Source organism: Labrenzia sp. THAF35 (assembly GCF_009363595.1).
Taxonomy (GTDB): Bacteria; Pseudomonadota; Alphaproteobacteria; order Rhizobiales; family Stappiaceae; genus Roseibium; species Roseibium algicola.
Window position 1 is genome coordinate 39,861 of record NZ_CP045383.1, and the last position, 16,746, is coordinate 56,606.

General features: G+C 55.6%; 16 protein-coding genes. 10 read left to right on the plus strand and 6 right to left on the minus strand.

The genetic code is table 11. The features are described from left to right. The first annotated feature begins 63 nt into the window (after window positions 1-63). Entirely contained in the window at window positions 64-2,199 is a 2,136-nt protein-coding gene (locus tag FIU93_RS31125) for a heavy metal translocating P-type ATPase (RefSeq protein WP_081450442.1), read from the plus strand. Window positions 2,200-2,518: 319 nt separating this feature from the next. Continuing rightward, complete coding sequence (locus FIU93_RS31130; protein ID WP_286202352.1) at window positions 2,519-3,301, plus strand: heparan-alpha-glucosaminide N-acetyltransferase; 783 nt, start codon at window positions 2,519-2,521, stop codon at window positions 3,299-3,301. A gap of 39 nt (window positions 3,302-3,340) precedes the next feature. Here FIU93_RS31130 and FIU93_RS31135 read toward each other — a convergent pair whose 3' ends face one another. Together FIU93_RS31135 and FIU93_RS31140 are read right to left on the minus strand one after the other, a co-directional pair. Then, entirely contained in the window at window positions 3,341-4,321 is a 981-nt protein-coding gene (locus tag FIU93_RS31135; protein WP_040450304.1) for a murein L,D-transpeptidase family protein, read from the minus strand. 249 nt (window positions 4,322-4,570) lie between these two features. After that, window positions 4,571-5,155, minus strand: a complete 585-nt coding sequence (locus FIU93_RS31140; RefSeq protein WP_152508050.1) for a DedA family protein — start codon at window positions 5,153-5,155, stop codon at window positions 4,571-4,573. Window positions 5,156-5,696: 541 nt separating this feature from the next. Between FIU93_RS31140 and FIU93_RS31145 the strand changes: the two genes are divergently transcribed. After that, window positions 5,697-6,314, plus strand: coding sequence for a transglutaminase-like cysteine peptidase (locus FIU93_RS31145; RefSeq protein WP_152508051.1), 618 nt, complete (start codon window positions 5,697-5,699; stop codon window positions 6,312-6,314). A 164-nt stretch (window positions 6,315-6,478) separates the two neighbouring features. Here FIU93_RS31145 and phnE read toward each other — a convergent pair whose 3' ends face one another. From phnE to FIU93_RS31165, 4 genes are read right to left on the minus strand one after another with little or no spacing between them, the layout of a single operon-like run. Then, on the minus strand, window positions 6,479-7,222 hold the full coding sequence (gene phnE, locus FIU93_RS31150; protein WP_062492091.1) for a phosphonate ABC transporter, permease protein PhnE: 744 nt from the start codon (window positions 7,220-7,222) through the stop codon (window positions 6,479-6,481). After that, on the minus strand, window positions 7,222-7,992 hold the full coding sequence (locus tag FIU93_RS31155; protein WP_077294817.1) for an ATP-binding cassette domain-containing protein: 771 nt from the start codon (window positions 7,990-7,992) through the stop codon (window positions 7,222-7,224). Before FIU93_RS31155 ends, phnE begins: the two co-directional genes overlap by 1 nt. After that, window positions 7,989-8,846 carry a phosphate/phosphite/phosphonate ABC transporter substrate-binding protein gene (locus FIU93_RS31160; protein WP_062492093.1) on the minus strand — a complete coding sequence of 286 codons (858 nt, stop codon included), beginning with the start codon at window positions 8,844-8,846 and terminating at the stop codon, window positions 7,989-7,991. The genes FIU93_RS31155 and FIU93_RS31160 overlap by 4 nt, the downstream gene beginning before the upstream one ends. After that, window positions 8,846-10,699 (minus strand): cytochrome c peroxidase, encoded by a 1,854-nt coding sequence (locus FIU93_RS31165; RefSeq protein ID WP_077294814.1) that lies wholly within the window; start codon window positions 10,697-10,699, stop codon window positions 8,846-8,848. Before FIU93_RS31165 ends, FIU93_RS31160 begins: the two co-directional genes overlap by 1 nt. Window positions 10,700-10,818: 119 nt before the next feature. Here FIU93_RS31165 and mntR point away from each other — a divergent pair, with 119 nt between their 5' ends. The 7 genes from mntR (at window position 10,819) to FIU93_RS31200 (ending at window position 16,711) form a co-directional block, all read left to right on the plus strand. Then, window positions 10,819-11,274, plus strand: a complete 456-nt coding sequence (gene mntR / locus FIU93_RS31170) for a manganese-binding transcriptional regulator MntR (RefSeq protein ID WP_062492097.1) — start codon at window positions 10,819-10,821, stop codon at window positions 11,272-11,274. Between the two features lie 369 nt (window positions 11,275-11,643). Then, on the plus strand, window positions 11,644-12,033 hold the full coding sequence (locus tag FIU93_RS31175) for a hypothetical protein (protein WP_209010120.1): 390 nt from the start codon (window positions 11,644-11,646) through the stop codon (window positions 12,031-12,033). A gap of 128 nt (window positions 12,034-12,161) precedes the next feature. Further along, window positions 12,162-13,280 (plus strand): IS110 family transposase, encoded by a 1,119-nt coding sequence (locus FIU93_RS31180; RefSeq protein WP_152508068.1) that lies wholly within the window; start codon window positions 12,162-12,164, stop codon window positions 13,278-13,280. Between the two features lie 316 nt (window positions 13,281-13,596). Next, the gene (locus FIU93_RS31185) at window positions 13,597-14,034 is read left to right on the plus strand and encodes a transposase (RefSeq protein ID WP_152508069.1); all 438 of its coding nucleotides are present in this window, start codon (window positions 13,597-13,599) and stop codon (window positions 14,032-14,034) included. Further along, complete coding sequence (tnpB, locus tag FIU93_RS31190; protein ID WP_152508070.1) at window positions 14,031-14,378, plus strand: IS66 family insertion sequence element accessory protein TnpB; 348 nt, start codon at window positions 14,031-14,033, stop codon at window positions 14,376-14,378. The genes FIU93_RS31185 and tnpB overlap by 4 nt, the downstream gene beginning before the upstream one ends. Window positions 14,379-14,474: 96 nt before the next feature. Further along, window positions 14,475-16,070: an IS66 family transposase gene (locus FIU93_RS31195; RefSeq protein WP_228866888.1), complete on the plus strand. Its 1,596-nt coding sequence runs from the start codon at window positions 14,475-14,477 to the stop codon at window positions 16,068-16,070. Continuing rightward, window positions 16,067-16,711 carry a plasmid pRiA4b ORF-3 family protein gene (locus tag FIU93_RS31200; protein WP_152508072.1) on the plus strand — a complete coding sequence of 215 codons (645 nt, stop codon included), beginning with the start codon at window positions 16,067-16,069 and terminating at the stop codon, window positions 16,709-16,711. Before FIU93_RS31195 ends, FIU93_RS31200 begins: the two co-directional genes overlap by 4 nt. Window positions 16,712-16,746: the final 35 nt, after the last annotated feature.

The following is a 16,746-nucleotide window of genomic DNA, read 5'->3' on the forward strand; positions in this document are numbered from 1 at the left end:
GTCACTTGAAGCTCTAGTTACTAGAGAGGCTATCTTGCAGAGAGAAAGTGCAAGAGGCCGCAAATGACTATACACCCCGACAGTTCAAAACTAATAGTCCGTTTCAGAGTCGAAGGCATGGATTGTGCCTCATGCGCTTCAAAGATCGACACCGCTTTACGCCGCTTGCCGGGGATTGAGGAGGTGGCAGTATCCGTGCCCGGAGCCAGTTTGTCGATCAGCCATGACGGTACGGTTTCCAAAAACCAGGTCATGCAGCGGGTAAGGCACCTCGGTTTTGGCATCGCGCCGGCCGAACCCATGTCGCAAAACCATGCGAGCCATGTTGCGGATCAACCATGGTGGAGGACACGCAAGGCTCTGTTGACGATTTCGTGCGGCATGGCACTCATCAGTGCTTTTTTGATTGGCCAACTAATTCCGGAAGCGGCGTATTGGGCGTTCTTGATTGCTATGCTAGTCGGTCTCGTTCCGGTGGCGCGCCGTGCGTTTGTGGCCGCCACATTGGGCAGCCCGTTTTCAATAGAAACGCTGATGACTGTCGCGGCGGTTGGTGCGGTGCTGATAGGGGCAACCGAAGAAGCTGCTGTTGTAGTCTTTCTCTTTCTGGTTGGTGAAATGTTGGAGGGTGTTGCTGCTGAGCGTGCGCGGGCCAGTATTGCGGGCCTCGCCGATTTGATTCCAAAGACTGCCTATCTGGAACAAGGAAATACCATCTCGGAAGTGCCCGCAGATAGGCTTTCTGTTGGCGACGTCATCGTTGTGAGGCCGGGTGATCGTATTGCCGCAGATGGGGAAATCACTGAAGGTTCGTCCGAGATAAACGAAGCACCTGTGACCGGCGAGAGTGTCCCCAGACGTAAGTCACAGGGGGACACAGTATATGCAGGAACCATTAGTCTAGACGGAGTTTTGCGCATCAGAGTGACTGCTGCCGCCGACGATAATACGATCGCCCGCGTGGTCCGTCTGGTCGAAGAGGCACAATCTAGTAAGGCACCGACCGAGCGGTTCATTGACCGGTTCTCACGCTACTATACGCCAGGGGTTCTTGTGTTGGGAGCTCTTATTGCGACGGTGCCGCCAGTCTTTGCTGGCGCTGACTGGAGCGAATGGATCTACAAGGGACTTGCCATTCTCTTGATTGGCTGCCCTTGCGCCCTGGTTATTTCCACACCGGCGGCAGTTGCCGCCGGTCTGGCGAGCGGGGCTCGGCGCGGCCTCCTAATGAAGGGGGGCGCCGTGCTTGAGGGTTTTTCAGCGATAACGGCGGTGGCTTTCGACAAAACCGGAACTCTCACAGAAGGACGGCCGGTGGTTACCGATATCAGGTCATTTGGGAGCAGCGATCAGCGGTTGCTGAGCCTTGCGGCAGCATTGGAGCAGGGATCGAACCATCCACTTGCTCTCGCAGTTTTGCAAAAGGCTGCCTCGGAGAATGCACCCATTCCGCCTGCATCCGAAGCACGCGCGGTCACCGGGAAAGGCGTCGAAGGGCGGGTTGGCGGTGTGCCGGTTTTTCTTGGATCCGCGACCGCTGCTCGCGACCGGGTCAGCATGACTGAAAATCAGATTGCGGTTGTAGATGCGTTCAATGCCGAGGGCAAAACTGTTTCTGTGCTGCTTGTAGACAACAAGGTTTCCGCTCTTTTCGCCATGCGTGACGAACCAAGGACAGATGCGATAGACGGTCTCGCTTCCTTAAAGACGAAGGGAATCCGCACGCTGATGCTGACGGGCGATAACACCCGAACTGCCACGGCGATTGCAGACACGCTTGGCATCGAGCCGCGTGCGGACCTTCTACCGCAAGACAAGCAACGGGTCGTGAATGAACTACGCGCGGACGGCCTGAAAGTTGCCAAGGTGGGAGACGGCATCAACGACGCGCCGGCTCTGGCCGCCGCGGATATCGGCATCGCCATGGGAGGGGGCACGGATGTGGCACTTGAAACTGCCGACGCTGCCATATTGCATGGGCGGGTGATGGACGTTGCCAAGATGATAAACCTGTCTCATGCGGTGATGAGGAACATTAAACTGAACGTGGGGATGGCTCTGGGCCTGAAAACTTTGTTTTTGGTGACGACCGTTTTGGGTGTAACCGGTCTTTGGCCAGCAATCCTTGCCGACACAGGCGCAACAGTACTCGTCACCGCAAATGCTATGCGGCTCCTGGCATGGAAAGGGGAAACCTGAATTCAAGCGGGTTGGGGCTGGATGCGCAGCGTTTTCAACAAGTGAAACAGCTCTAATCGACATTACCGAGACTAAATGAACGCCTTCCAGGATTTCAGACCAAACAAAACCGCCGAAGAAAACTTTGCGACAAAACTGTATCTTTGGCCACCGTCAGGTGCTTGGTGCACTTTGACGACCCAGTATGGTTAAGCATTCGTAGCCAATATTGATCGGGATATTTCAGCACCATTCGTTCACTTGGAATTTAGAGCCGGTCCGCCAAACTGGGTTTGCAGGTCTTCCCGGTTAGAACAATGATGTACCAATCACGTTTTCTGTGGCCGAAAGAGGTTTAACTGCCCGCGAGATGATTAGTTCAGGCAATGATCACGAAAGTCTATCAAATCAGCGAATTTTGCTGATCGATACCGTTCGCGGTGTTGCTATTTTTGGCGTTGTGCTTTTTCACTTTGTTTGGGATCTCGAGTTTTCAGGTTTAATCGACGGAATCGCGTTCCATCCTGTTTGGCTTGCATTCGGCCGCCTGCTCGCCGGAACTTTCATGTTTCTGGTTGGCGTGAGCCTTGTCCTTGCGCACGGTAAAGGACTCAAACTAAATAGATTTGTAACACGTGTGGCGATGATCGGTGCAGCTGCGATTTCGATTTCATTCGTCACGTGGATCGCATTTCCGCAGACCTACATTTTTTTCGGCATCTTGCACGCGATTGCGGTTTCTTCTCTTTTGGGTGTTCTGTTTCTAAATTTGCCCGCCCTGGTCTCACTAATCTCGGGAGCTGGCTTACTCATCCTGCCGCAGTTCTTAAAATTGGAACTGTTCAACACCCGGTGGCTCGCATGGATTGGCGTGTCTAGTTCCCCCCCACCCAGCAACGATTTCGTTCCAATTCTGCCATGGGCCGGATTGACCTTGATCGGCGTTTTTCTAGCCAAGATTTTTTACAAAAAGAGCGGCGATTCACGCTCATTTCCCGATCTGCACAATACCAAACTGACCAGGATCCTATCCTGGATGGGGCGCAACAGTTTATTGATATACTTGGTTCACCAGCCATTGCTCCTCGTTATCATTCTGCCCGTCGCGCGAATGCTTCGCTAAGGCAGAGGCTCCAATTAAATTTCACAACACCAAAAAAATTCATTGCTGAGACAACAAAGGTTTGTATGGGTCGGACAGCGCTGCTTTTGGTCTGCTAACCGGTACGGCGCTACTCGATGTTTTCCTCGCGAGGAATTCAGCTCCCCTTTCCAAAAGAACATTTCGAAACCTAGAGTGCATTCCACCGTCGGCGTAAGAACTTACGATATTGCCGCCCCCTTCCCGAAGTTGTTCAACTGAGCTTAGGTCAGCAGCAATCTTTTCTGAAACTCTTTGCGGTGGTTGTTCCAACTGCGGGCACTGTCCAAGTGGGCCGTAGTCAGCTCCTGGGTCCTTCGCTGCTCCAAAACGATATCTTCCTTCGCAAAATCGGAATTCTGGCGGACGCCGCAGGACTTCGAACGTGGTGGAAGCTTCTTTGAGGTCCAGCCAGAAACTGAGGTTTGGATTGTCGTAGTGCCTCGCAAGATTTTCAGGTGTCATGCGAAAAGGGAGTGATTGCACCTGCACGGAAGGTTGCCCGGCGCGCAATGCGTCCCGAACTAGAGCATACACTTCGGTGATTTGCTCGTCTGTGATTGCGAAGCACCCGGAAGACGAGCAGGCTCCGTGGACCATGAGCGCAGTTCCAGAGTAACCCTTCGCGCGCTCGAGTTTGTTCGGATACCCCAAATCAAATGAAAGGAAATACTTGGAGTTGGGGTTTAGCCTCCCGAGCGTGACTTCATATATGCCTTCAGGTGCCTGGCGATCACCTTCTGCTCGTTTGGGACCCAGATCGCCGGACCAACGACACATCTCGTATGTTTTTAGGAGGACATAATCGCCGGCGCGTCTTTTTTTCCAAACCTCAAGCTCACTTTCCTGTTTAAAAATTCGGATAAAAACGGGATCCGATCCCTTGACCCCTTTGTTGCGCATCAACGCCGTGACCTTGTATGGAATTGCAATTTCTCCGCGTGATTCCATTTCGAGTGACGAACCTACACATCCCGCGAGCAGAAGCGTGAAAATTGTCATGCTCACACTCAGCACCCTACGGGCGATTTGTGCCTGTTTAAACATCTCCAAATGCATAACTACCTGACACTTCGTTAGGAGACTCACATCTCGGGAGAGCTGTGTTCATTATTCGATTTCCGCGCTGTACGAATTCGTCGAGAGCTTTTGGCTCTCTCGCAACTCAGAAAGAACAGAGCTGTTACATATACAAGCACAGTAGCTGCACATTTAATTATCGGGAAAAGTGGTTATTATTTGTTTTTGACACTAGGGGGTTCGTAATCCCTTTTGCGCACTCGTCAAATTATTGCGATAGACAAGCCACACCAAACTTGCGAATACCCCTAGCGCGACAACGCTAAGCCAGCCCCAGTTACGTTCTACAGTCTCTACTATCGCAACACCAAACACATATCCAAACGCAACTAGCAACATGGTCCACAAGGCAGCGGATCCTGCGTTGAAAACAGTGAAACGCAACCAGGACATATTGCTTAACCCGACCGGAAATGCGCCGATCGTTCGCATACCTTTTGGATATCGGTACAAAAAAATGTATTTGGCTCCGTGCCTCGCAAGCAAGCCTTCAGCTCGTTTGACAATCACACCTAATCTTGGCAGCCGGCTTGTCAAATAGTCACCATATCGCCGCGCAAGATAAAACCGTGCTTCATCACCTAAGTATCCGCCAAGAAAGGATGCCGCAGATACTGCAAATATCGAAAGATCATCAGTGCTGGCAAAGATAGCAGCAAACAGCGGCAGAGCCCCACTTTTCATCGCACAATAAAAAAATAGTATCCCGTATACCAAGTACGAATTTACTCTGATCCATTCTTCAAGTGCGTCCATCGACTATACCCAGCCAACATATCGGTACTGTACATACGACGTTGGAACTGTGTTGGATTGTTTTTCCAAGGTAGCAGTGAGAGGCCCTCTGCGAGGGCCGTCTTTTTCGGCCGTAAGGCCATTCTCAAAAAGGTTGAATTGTCACGAGCGGGATCAGGCCGCCTGTAGTTGTTGGACGTATGCTGTGGAACCTCGTTTGGTCGCGGCGATCCAATCAATGGGTTGCTCTGCCTTCAAAAAACTTGCCGAAATATTCACCTGAATTGCCTTCTGGATTTCTTTTTAAGCTCTCGATTGTCAGGGTGCACGCCAAATCCTCCTTTATTTAATTCAAGGACCATCAACGGAAGAAATGTAAGCATATCAGTTTGTTGCAGGAGAAAGATAAAATTTTAGACAAGTCTAATTAGAATTATAGTAAAATGTAATTCAAATATTAGTTTATATTTCTTTTTATTTGACTCAATACTTACTGAGAAGCTTTTATTAAAATAAAATTCAAGATGACATCGTGAAGCCAGCCTTAAGGGAGGGCTTTGGGATGAAAAGACTACAAAATATACTTCTGCCAACAACTTTTCTGGCATTGTTGGTAACTTCTTCCGCGTCTGCGTCAGCCGATACCGGGCGCTTTATGGACATGAAACAAGACGTCAAAGCACCCATCGGATACGTACAGTTTTGCCGAGACAACATTGGTGCTTGTTCAAATGAACGCTATGAGCCGGTCGTCGTAAAATTGACGGAAGAAAGATGGCAGGAATTGCTCGCGATTAACACGGATGTAAATCGTCGTGTTCGGCCAATGACCGATGACGATCTCTATGGCAAACCAGAGTATTGGACCTACCCAGACGACGGATATGGAGATTGTGAGGAATATGTCCTTGAAAAGCAACGAGAGCTTCTAAATGCGGGATGGCCGCGCAGCACTCTGCTAATCACCGTCGCAAAGGACCTCCAGAATGGTGGTCATGCTGTGCTGACAGTCCGCACGGACTACGGGGACATGATATTGGACAACCAAGCTGAAACAGTTCTGCCTTGGTATTCGACGCCGTACCGATACATTAAACGTCAATCTCCGTATTCCGCCGCGCTTTGGACCGGGATTGACGACGCCCGCGTGACCACTGTTGCCAGCGTACCAAGGAAGTAACGGTTTACTCTAGACGTCCTGGAGCCTTCCTCTGGGACCGCGGTCTTAATTGATGCGCAGAACAGTGAGGAAGGAGCCCGCTGATTAGGCTTCGGAATTAGTTGCGTTTTTAGGGTCGCAGCTTCTTTGGACATCATGATCAGTTCGAAAAGCTGCACATCTAATCAGGAGAAGCGTTTCTGCAAAGCGGTGTTCACGGCTTCTGATAGCAGCACAAGAATGATGATCGCCAGCGTCACCGTCGCTGCCTTGTCGTACTGAAACGAGCGGACGTAGGTCTGAATATATAGACCGATGCCGCCTGCGCCGACGACGCCGAGGATCAGGCTCTCGCGCAAATTCAGTTCGAACCGGAAGACGGTATCGCGCAGAACCAGCGGCGCCATTTGCGGCCAGATCCCCCAGCGCAGTTGCTGTAATCTGTTGGCGCCCGCGCTTTCCAGTGCCTTCACCGGTTCGGGCGAGACGGTATCGATCGCCTCTGCGTAAAATTTCGCCAGCATGCCCGTTGCGTGAAATGTCACTGCCAGGATACCGGGCAACGGTCCAAGGCCGACTGCACCGACCATCAGCATGGCAACCAGGATCAGCGGAATTGCCCGCACGATCGCAAGCAGCGATCGGACGGGCCGCCAGATTGCCGGCGGAACCAGTGTTTCCGCTGCCAAAATGCCAAGAACGACGGAAAACAGGACGGCGAAGAAAGTTCCCAGAATGGCAATGCGCAGGGTCTCCGCCAGACCTTGCAAAACTTCCGGCCAAATGGACATGTCTGGCGGCAGCATCCGGCCGAAAAATTCGCCCAGGCGCGCCTTTGCGCCGGGGAGCTTTTCCAATCCCATATCTGCGCTTCCCAGTGACCACAAGATGGCAGCGGCCAGCACAAGCCAGGTCACGGTGCGCGACATCAACTCACCACACGCAGTTCGGCGCTCGGAGACGCGCCATGATAAAGCTCCGAAATATCGGCAGCGCTTACCTGCCCCGAAGGCCGGTCGAAGAGCAGTTTGCCGTCGCGCAGGCCGATGATGCGATCGGCGAAACGCTGTGACAGCTCCGGCTGATGCGAGCTGAAGACGACGGTGATGCCGCGTTTGCGGGCAGCACCTGTAATCAGGCCGAGAATTTTCTCGGCATTGGCCGGGTCGAGATTGCTGACCGGTTCGTCTGCCAGGATCAGTTTCGGTTCCTGGGCCAGACACCGGGCGATGGCGGTGCGTTGCCGTTGTCCGCCGGAGAGTTTGTCCGCGCGGCGCGCGGCCAGATCGGTCAATCCGGTATCCTCCAGAACACCGGAGACGACAAGGTGATCGCGTTCACCGAAGCGGCTCCAGAGCGATTGCCAGGTCCGCATCCGGCCAAGCCTTCCGTTCATCACGTTCTGGTAAACGCTCAACCGGTCAACCAGCGCGAATTCCTGGAAAATGAAGCCTACCTCCGATCTTGCATCTCTCGGGGGACGTGCTGTCGCCGAGTAAGGTGTCTCCAGAACTTCTGCCGTACCGCGCCAGTTCCGCAACCGCCCGTCGAGAAGTGCCAGCAGGGTTGACTTTCCCGCCCCTGACGGCCCCAGAAACGCAACGGTCTCTCCTTCCTTCAGGGTCAGGGAGATATTCGACAGGGCTGGATGCTCATCGAACTGATGCGTAACATCGCAAAGGGCGGCGGCAACACTCATTTCAGGAAACCATAGCGCCGCGCGGTTTCGCGAACGCCTTCATAGACTTCCGGGTCGGCGGTAACGTAACCGTCCGGGCCGTAGAGATAGGCCAGCAGGTAGCGGTTTTCCGGATCGTTCAGGCTGAGCATCACCTTAACGAACTTTGCCTGCAATCCGGCATCAAGGCCGGGGCGTGCAATGACCGCATGACTCGGGATCTGTTCCGATTCCGCCAGAACCCTGACTTCTGCCTGCTGGTCCGGTGTTAAAAAGAGGTCCGCATATTGGCTCGCTCCGGAGGCATCGACCAATCCGTTTGCCATGGCCTGCATCGCCTGCTGGTATCCACCGGCAAAGAATTTCCTGCCGAAGAAGCTGTCGGCATCCGCCGCATCGGCAATCAGGCCCTCGCGGACAAACAGATCCAGCGGATAGATATAACCGGATTCCGATACAGGGTCTGCGAAGGCAATGTCACGCCCCTTGAGATCGGCAAGGGTTTCAATGCCGCTGTCCTTGCGGACGAAGACTCGTCCGGAGTAGCTGGGCTGACCCCGGTAGACTTCCGACAAAAGCGGTACCGCTCCGAGCTGATCTTCCGCGAGAACAAATGGCAGGGCGCCCATGAAGGAAATGTCAGCATCGCCGTTTCGAAGCGCCTCGACGGCGGCTGCATGGTCAAAAGTGACGAAACCGGTGACGGGGACGCTCATTTGCTCCGAAAGCCAGCCGGTGATGACTTTGATATCTCCCAGAAGCTTTTCCGGGTTCTCCTGCGGTATGAAGGCCAAGGTCAGACCCTCCTCGGCGGCAAAAGCCGGCAGGACGAAGCTGGCGGAGGCAGCGGCCAAGAACGTACGGCGGTTCAGCATCAAAACATCCTCTCGTCAATTGCGGCCTGCATGGTCTTGAACTTTTGCCATTGCTGTTCCGCGTCGCCCCAGTCACCTTCAGCGCTGGCATCGCCCACGGCCCTCAGGATGGCGCTGAGTTCATAGATTTCGGATTTTGCCGCCTGATTGGTCATCACGCTGGCGTCGGCTGCAAGATCCGGCGCAACCGTATCGATGAGCAACGCGATATTCTGGACATCGCGGGCGGGCAGAAGAGTGTCCAGGGTTGACGCGAAAGTAGTCAGCTCTTCCCAGGACAGGCGGAAGACACTGTCACGGCCTTCAAAGCGCTGATAGGGCTCTTCGCCATCGCCGATGGCTTCCAGATACGCCGTCAGGTCTGCTCGTTGCTCTTCGTCCAACCCAAGATTCCTGGTGTCGTTGAACCAATCCACAACGCTGGCCAGCGTCGGCAGCGAACCATCATGCATATAGGGGGCGGTGAAGTTAATGTTGCGCAGCGTTGGCGTTTCGAAGGCGGTAGCCGTGCCTCCGGGGAAGGGTGGCTCCGAGCTGCCGATATCGTGTGTCAGTCCATCGGTGAAATTCTGATCCGGCGTGTGGCAGGACGCGCAGGACTTGCCGTTCAGTCCTGGAAAATCAGTGTTGAAGATGGCTTCACCCTGCTTTGCCGCGTCGGAGGCCTTGTCGGTCAACCGGCCTGCCCGGTCGATTTGCGGATTCGGCAGCCAGTCGAACTCACGGACATAGGCGACTAGCGCATCAAGCTGGAACGGGGTCGGCTCCTTGCCGGCAAATTCGGTAACGATCACGTTGCGGATGAAACGGCGCAGACTGGGTTCGCGTCCGTCACGGCCATAAGGCGCGGTGAACCGTATACCGCGCATCGACGGCGTATCGAGGTGATCGTCCTTCCGGTCATTGAACATCGGATTGAAGAAGGCACCGTCGACATCCATTCCCCCGGGGCGATAGCTGAGGCCCGGAATGAAGAACTCCCTGTTGATGTCGGATCTGTTATGGCAGGTGGAACAGGCAATCCCGAGTTCCTGCGCAGGACCGCCGAAGATCTCAGGACTGTCAAACAGCATGTCGCCATAAGCGACAAGCGGCAGGTTGGCTTCGTCTTCACCGGCTTCCTCGAGTTGAAGAATAAGGCGCGGCAGCTCGCTTTGATCGGCGATGTTTGATCCCGGAGGCAATGTTGCAGGCAGTTTCACTTCCTGTCCAGAAAGGAAAACCGTTTCCGGAACAGGAGCCAGCTTGTCACGGGTTGCAAATTCTGCCGGCAGGTAGTTGGTACGAATGTAATCGGAAACATCTTTGCGGGCGTTTGCGAATTCTGACTTGTTGCTTTCCTGTCCGCCTTGGCCCAGAACGCCGCCACTGCCTAGGGACGAGTTCAGGATGAGCCATGCCCTGCCAAGCTGGCGAGCGGCAGGCTCATCGACGGTGCGAATAGCATCTTCAAAGGCGCGGTAAAGCGTTTCGGCCTTGGCCAACTCAGTGGCTGCTTCCGGAGTTCCGAGCCCGGCATCCGCATTTTCCAGGTGACGCAGTATCCCCTGAGCAACGATGACCGTTGCCGCTTCAAACAGCGCCTGCCTGTCCTGCACCTGAAGAGCACTGTTAAGAGCAGCGGCTTCCTCGTCACTTGCCCGGGAAACCGCGGCATCCGGAAGTGAGCTGCCTGGAACGGCACGGTTCCAGCTGGCTTCGATTTTCTCCCAGGGGACTGGGGAAAGGTTTCCCAGAAACAAGGTGTGCCGATAGGCGGCTGCACGTGGAGCCCAGAGGGCTTCTTTGATTGCGGTGGCTTGCGCGATGACCGGAACAAGGCAGATCACCGCGCTGGCAAGGAGAGTTTTCATAGCTACGCCTATTAAGTTTAGCTCTGGCAAATTTTCTTAGGGTAATCTAACACATTGTCAAGTGGCAAATTTCGCGGCATACACAATCACAATGAAAACAAAGAGGATGTGTTCCATTCATGACCGGTCCTTCACCCAAGGTGTCCGATAGAAGTGTCGATGAACAGGCCAGCGGGTTCGAGGCTGTGCGCACCGCGCACCAGAGTGAAATGGTCGAGGACTATGTGGAACTCATCGCGGAACTGATTCACCTGAACGGGTCTGCGCGTCCGGTCGAAATTGCCGAGCGGCTCGGTGTTGCGCAGCCGACGGTATCGAAAAATCTTGCTAGGCTGAAGCGAGAAGGACTTATCCTTCAGGAGCGCTACCGCGATATCCGCTTGACCGAGGCGGGCCGCCAACTGGCGGAAGCCTGCCGCAAGCGGCACAGGATTGTCGTCGATTTCCTGATTACACTAGGAATTTCCGCGGAAGTGGCCGAGCAAGACGCGGAAGGTATCGAGCATCATGTCAGCGAAGAGACGCTGAAAGTGTTTCAGGATTTCGTGAAAAGAAACGCGTCCGGCGCCGACTGAGCACCGCTCGAGTTGGCGGCAACTTTTCGTCAAATCAATCTTCTAAACCCAGCAAAGAGCATATTGAGTGGAATGGGACCAACCTGTGCACTCAACGCGAAGCCGCAAAACTAAATGAAACCCCGCTGTGGGTCGTGCAGCGACTTATCCTTGATCGGCCAGAAACTCTAATCGCAAGTTGTACAGCTGGCGAAGCAAGATCAGCTCCAAGGAAGAAGGCCAGCGCGAGCAATCGACCTTCGAATGAACCGGATTTAGGCATCCAACAACAGGTTGACGGTTAACCCAGAACGTTGGCTTGAACACGTCTCCGGTTTGTTCGAGCTGGCGGCATTTTGACACCTGTGAAACACCTCGGACACCTTCTAGATGCTCAGGATCAGTCCTCGAAATTCGTTCAAAATGGCGGCGATGAAGAACAAAGTTCCTAATGAAAACGGCCGGAAGCCGATTCTAAAAAAGCTGACCGACTCCTGTGTTTCACATCCGATGATTTCGGTCGGGTTGTATGTCTGTGCCGTGTCGCTGTTTTTCTTTATCTTTCCCGGTGCCGATATTTGGTCGACCGGATTGTTTTATTCAGAAGTTTTCGGTTTCTGGGCGAAGAACATGGCGTTTCTCAGAGACGTAAGGTATCTCGGCATATTTCTCGTTCAGGTGGTTGCGACTACTTGTGTTGCTGTGTTCGTTCTGAAGTTGCTTATCCCCGATCGTCCACCGCTCAGTACCCCTCCGGTGAAGGCCGTCTTGCTGGCGTAGGCTGAAGACTGCCAGTCCTAGTGATAGCACTAGACCGTATGTTCGTTGGCGAGGGCCGCTTACCCACGCTGTAGATTGTGTGGGCTCTGGAATTGGCCAGGGCGACCTACCGACCAGCGAGGGAAGACATGACAAACGAGCACGCAGCTTTCATCGGCCTAGACACATCAAAGTTGAAGATTTCGGTGGCGATTGCCGACGGCGAGCGCAATGGCGAGGTACGGTTTCTGGGCGACATATCCTCGGAACCATCTTCGGTAGCAGCAATGGTCAAGAAATTGGCTAAGCGTGGGGCAAAGCTCCACTTCTGCTATGAAGCCGGCCCTACCGGGTATGGGCTCTATAGGCAAATCGTTGAATTGGGTCACGAATGCAGTGTTGTCGCGCCGTCATTGGTACCAAAGCGTGCCGGTGATCGCGTAAAAACCAATCGTCGCGATGCTATCAGTCTTGCGAGGCTCCATCGAGCTGGCGAGTTGACACCTGTCTGGGTGCCGGATGAAGCGCATGAAGCAGTTCGCGACCTCGTCCGTGCCCGCGACGCGGCTTTCGAGGCACAAAAACAGGCGCGACAACAACTCAATTCGTTCTTACTCCGCCATGGCCGATACTATGCAGGACGGAAAGCCTGGACCCGCGCGCATGGACGGTGGCTGGCATCTCAAGCGTTCGATCATCCCGCGCATCAAATATTGCTCGCCGAATATTGTCAGACCGTTGAGGACGCCGGAGTTCGTCTTGATCGACTGAACAAACTGATTGGAGAAACTTCTTCCTCGTGGTCAATGGCCCCAGTGGTCGCCGCGTACCAGGCGATGCGCGGGGTGGCGTTCATGACAGCCGTTACGTTGGTGGTCGAAATTGGAGATGTCCGTCGGTTCGACAGCCCACGGCAGTTGATGGCTTATCTCGGACTCGTCCCTACAGAAAGTTCAACGGGCGATCGCGTCAGACGCGGAGGGATCACTAAAGCAGGCAATGCTCGGGCGCGCCGAGCGCTGATTGAGGGGGCCTGGACATACCGTTATCCAGCACGGATCAGCCCCACAATCAGCGCGAGACTGGCAGGCCTGCCGAAGTCGGTCTGCGTGATTGCTTGGAAAGGGCAAGTGAGGCTGTGCACTCGATATCGAAGACTGATAAGTGCCGGCAAGGCCAAGACAGTCGCCGTGACAGCCATCGCGCGAGAAATGGCCGCCTTCATATGGGCGATCGGGCAAGAAGTAGAGCCCCTCAGTAAACCTTGAAACAGGCCTGCTGCACGTCCGATCAGGTCCTCTTGGAAAACATTATCTGTTGATCAAAGTTGGAGGCAGGGCCGCGGTGGGGAACCCTCGATACTCCTATGTGGCAGATTTATTCTACGCCCGACACTAGACCGAGGCAGCCCCAGACGAACAAACGGAAATGCGGTAATCAACCCGCGAATAAGAGTATGCCAACCGTCGTCGAAATGCCTTGCCTCCTGCTTTGTTCAACGGTGTTGATTAGCCGCATCCGCCTCAAGGCGGCGGGGAAGTTGTGTCTCCACCTCTTGTAAACGAACATAAGAGGAGTAGTCATATGACCAATCAGCATATTGAGGTGATCACGTCGGTGGAGCGCCGCCGGCGGTGGTCGCAGGAAGATAAGGAGCGGCTTGTCGCGGCGTGCCTTGAACCTGGAGCAAGCGTGTCGGAGATTGCCCGGGCGGCGGGTTGCCACGTGAGCCAGTTATTTAGGTGGCGCAAACAACTCTGCACGATCTCCGACGGTCGGGCGTCGACGGACCGTGCAACACCCGCACCTTCGCCTGCTCCGCAATTTATCCCGGTGACAATTTCCGATGCGCGGTCTCTGTTGGCTCCGGATCAGTCGCCGGAACCGACACCGCCGCAACGTGCGCGTCGCAAGCCGAGCGTTGTAACGATCGATCTGGGCCGGGGTAAACGGGTCCGGGTCGACAGTGATATCGACACGGAAGCTCTGGGACGCATTCTCGATCTCCTGGAGCGGCGATGATCCCGGTCCCGAGCGGTGTGAAGGTCTGGCTCGCGACAGGCCATACGGATATGCGCAGAGGCTTTCCCGGCCTGTCGCTGATGGTTCAGGAGACACTGAGGCATGATCCTATGAGCGGCCACCTGTTTGTCTTCCGCGGCCGGAGCGGCGGCTTGATCAAGGTGATCTGGCACGATGGACAAGGGGCCTGCCTGTTCACGAAGAAGCTGGAACGCGGCCGGTTCATCTGGCCATCGGCGACGGACGGCACGGTGTCCATCACCCCGGCCCAACTCGGATATCTGCTGGAAGGCATCGATTGGCGGATGCCGCAAAAAACCTGGCGGCCGAGCTCGGCCGGATAGTGGAAAGCGCTGGCGTGGTGGGTACGAATGTGATTCCATCCAGCCATGCTCGATGCGGCCGAAGACCTTCCCGACGACCTTGCCAGTGCACACGCGATGATCCTCGCAGAGCGTGCGGCTCGCCGTGAAGCTGAGGCACTCGCCACCCGTGCGCAGGCGGTGAACTCGCACTCGGAAGTCCTGATCGCCCGGCTGAAGCTGGAGATCGAGAAGCTCAAGCGGGAGATCCACGGACACCGTTCTGAGCGCAAGGCCCGTCTTCTGGAACAGTTGGAATTACAGCTCGAAGAGCTGGAGGCCGATGCAGCCCAGGACGAGCTGGCGGCTGAGGTCTCGGCGCGAACATCGACCATCAAAGCGTTTGAACGCCGACGTCCGTCAAAGAAACCGTTTCCGGAGCATCTGCCGCGCGAGCGTGTTGTTGTCGCCGCACCGGAGAGTTGCCCGTGCTGCGGGTCCGCAAAGCTGGCGAAGCTCGGTGAGGATGTCACCGAGACGCTGGAAGTGATCCCGCGCCAGTGGAAGGTGATCCAGACCGTGCGGGAGAAGTTCACCTGCCGGGAGTGCGAGAAGATCACCCAGCCACCGGCTCCGTTCCATGTGACGCCGCGCGGCTTTGCCGGTCCGAACCTCCTGGCGATGATCTTGTTTGAGAAGTTTGCACAGCATCAGCCGCTGAACCGGCAAAGTGAGCGTTATTGGCGCGAGGGCATCGATCTCAGCCTGTCGACGCTGGCCGACCAGGTCGGCGCCTGCGCGGGGGCACTCAAGCCGATCCATTCGCTGATCGAAGCGCATGTGCTGAGTGCCGAGAGGTTGCACGGCGACGACACCACCGTGCCGATCCTGGCCAAGGGCAAGGCCGATACCGGCCGCATCTGGACCTATGTCCGCGACGATCGCCCATTCGGCGGCCCGAATGCCAAAGGGACGGCTCCGCCGGCAGCCCTTTATTATGCCTCTCGCAACCGGCGCCAGGAACATCCCGAGCGCCATCTGAAGAGCTTCACCGGTATTCTGCAAGCTGACGCCTACAGCGGCTACAATCCGCTGTTCAAGGTGGACCGTGATCCTGGTCCGCTGACCCAGGCGCTGTGTTGGTCACATGCGCGCCGCAAGTTCTTCGTGCTTGCCGATATCGCCGCCAACGCCAGGCGCAGGAAGAACGCTGCACCGATCTCACCGATAGCGCTGGAGGCGGTCAAGCGCATCGATGCCCTGTTCGACATCGAGCGCGAGATCAACGGGCTCAACGCAGGCGAACGCCTGGAGCGGCGGCGCGGGGACAGCGTTCCGCTTGCTGAAGGTCTTGAGGAATGGCTGCGGTCTGAGCGGAGCAAGCTGTCGCGCAGCTCCTCGGTTGCCGAGGCAATTGATTACATACTCAAGCGTTGGGACGGCTTCACCACCTTCCTTCACGACGGCCGGATCTGCCTGACGAACAATGCGGCCGAACGGGCCTTGCGAGGCTTTGCCCTCGGAAGGAAGTCATGGCTGTTCGCGGGATCGGATCGCGGTGCCGACCGCGCCGCCTTCATGGCGACGCTGCTCAACACGGCAAAGCTCAACGATGTCGACCCGCAAGCCTGGCTTGCCGATGTCCTCGGCCGCATCGCCGAAACGCCCGTATCCCAGGTCGAGGAACTGCTACCCTGGAACTGGCAGACGAAATCTGCGAGATCGGCGGCATGAGCAAATCACCAAAAACCGCCGCATCCGACAGCATAAACGAGATCGCAACGGTCCGCATCGAATTGCAGGACACCGATCCCCTGATCTGGCGCGAGGTCGAAGTGCCGACCTCAATCACCCTGAAAGTGCTGCACGACGTTATCCAGGCCGTGATGGGCTGGTTCGACCACCATCTCTGGGAGTTCACCGTCGACAAGCAAAGATACGGCCTGCCGATGGACGAAAATTGGGGAACGGAGCCACGCAGGGAGGCGGCCACGGTGCGTCTGCGCGACATACTGAAGCCTCGCAAGACGACGATCAATTACCTCTATGACTTCGGTGACAGCTGGGAGCATCGGCTCACGGTGACCGACGTCCGGAGCGGCAATCCGGCGACCCCCTATCCGTGCTATGTCGGCGGCGGTAGAAACGCACCACCAGAGGATTGCGGCGGAATTCCTGGCTTCTATGGCATGCTTGACGCGCTGGCCGATCCGAGCCATCCCAATCACGCCGACGCAACTGAATGGGCCGACGAGTACGACCCGGACACCATCGACGAACTTCCGATCAAATATGCGCTTTTGCGCATCGCAAACCGCCGCAATGCCGCCAAAGTGCGATTGACAAAGAATACCCGCTCGAAATCCGACAATTGATCAAACCGCCATCGCCGCGGTGTTCACCGGACGGT

Coding starts and splice junctions, on each gene's coding strand:
- FIU93_RS31145 (WP_152508051.1), top strand. CDS start 5,697: ATGAAAAGACTACAAAATATACTTCTGCCAACAACTTTTCTGGCATTG.
- phnE (WP_062492091.1), bottom strand. CDS start 7,222: ATGTCGCGCACCGTGACCTGGCTTGTGCTGGCCGCTGCCATCTTGTGG.
- FIU93_RS31195 (WP_228866888.1), top strand. CDS start 14,475: ATGATCCTCGCAGAGCGTGCGGCTCGCCGTGAAGCTGAGGCACTCGCC.
- tnpB (WP_152508070.1), top strand. CDS start 14,031: ATGATCCCGGTCCCGAGCGGTGTGAAGGTCTGGCTCGCGACAGGCCAT.
- FIU93_RS31140 (WP_152508050.1), bottom strand. CDS start 5,155: ATGGACGCACTTGAAGAATGGATCAGAGTAAATTCGTACTTGGTATAC.
- FIU93_RS31125 (WP_081450442.1), top strand. CDS start 64: ATGACTATACACCCCGACAGTTCAAAACTAATAGTCCGTTTCAGAGTC.
- FIU93_RS31155 (WP_077294817.1), bottom strand. CDS start 7,992: ATGAGTGTTGCCGCCGCCCTTTGCGATGTTACGCATCAGTTCGATGAG.
- FIU93_RS31185 (WP_152508069.1), top strand. CDS start 13,597: ATGACCAATCAGCATATTGAGGTGATCACGTCGGTGGAGCGCCGCCGG.
- FIU93_RS31165 (WP_077294814.1), bottom strand. CDS start 10,699: ATGAAAACTCTCCTTGCCAGCGCGGTGATCTGCCTTGTTCCGGTCATC.
- FIU93_RS31135 (WP_040450304.1), bottom strand. CDS start 4,321: ATGACAATTTTCACGCTTCTGCTCGCGGGATGTGTAGGTTCGTCACTC.
- mntR (WP_062492097.1), top strand. CDS start 10,819: ATGACCGGTCCTTCACCCAAGGTGTCCGATAGAAGTGTCGATGAACAG.
- FIU93_RS31200 (WP_152508072.1), top strand. CDS start 16,067: ATGAGCAAATCACCAAAAACCGCCGCATCCGACAGCATAAACGAGATC.
- FIU93_RS31175 (WP_209010120.1), top strand. CDS start 11,644: ATGCTCAGGATCAGTCCTCGAAATTCGTTCAAAATGGCGGCGATGAAG.
- FIU93_RS31160 (WP_062492093.1), bottom strand. CDS start 8,846: ATGCTGAACCGCCGTACGTTCTTGGCCGCTGCCTCCGCCAGCTTCGTC.
- FIU93_RS31180 (WP_152508068.1), top strand. CDS start 12,162: ATGACAAACGAGCACGCAGCTTTCATCGGCCTAGACACATCAAAGTTG.